Annotated in this window: 1 protein-coding gene; it reads left to right on the top strand. The window is 66.1% G+C overall.

Features of this window, described 5'->3' with window-relative positions; all coding sequences use genetic code 11:
* Nucleotides 1–333 (top strand): hypothetical protein (locus SB717_RS34460; RefSeq protein WP_410907344.1); only part of this gene is annotated, 333 nt, incomplete at both ends.

Here is a 333-nt window from a genome sequence, read left to right as displayed (position 1 = left end):
CGAAAGCCCCGCAGTTCGCGGTGCCCGTCGACAGGTCGATCACGGGCCGGATCCCGACCCGGCTGCTGCCCCGAGCGCTGCAGCCGGCCGAGGTATTCACCGGTGCACTGCGCCTCGGCGTCGTCCAGTCCGCGTTGCGTGGGACCGTCGGAAGGCTCGGGATTCCGCCAGAAGTATTGGCCCACGTTTCTTTTCCGGCGGTGTACAGCTCTGCCCGCACAATGGAGGCGCTGGCCGGTTCCGGTATCGCAGTGCCCCAACTCGATTCGTATGCATCGGAGCTGTGGGCCTACTGGGAGCAATTCCTCGACGATTCGATCGTCTCCGACCGCC

Origin of the sequence: Priestia sp. SIMBA_032, assembly GCF_046535215.1 — a bacterium.
GTDB classification, from domain to species: Bacteria; Bacillota; Bacilli; order Bacillales; family Bacillaceae_H; genus Priestia; species Priestia aryabhattai.
Note: the sequence above shows the minus strand (reverse complement) of the source record. Positions and strands in the feature narration are given on the sequence as shown.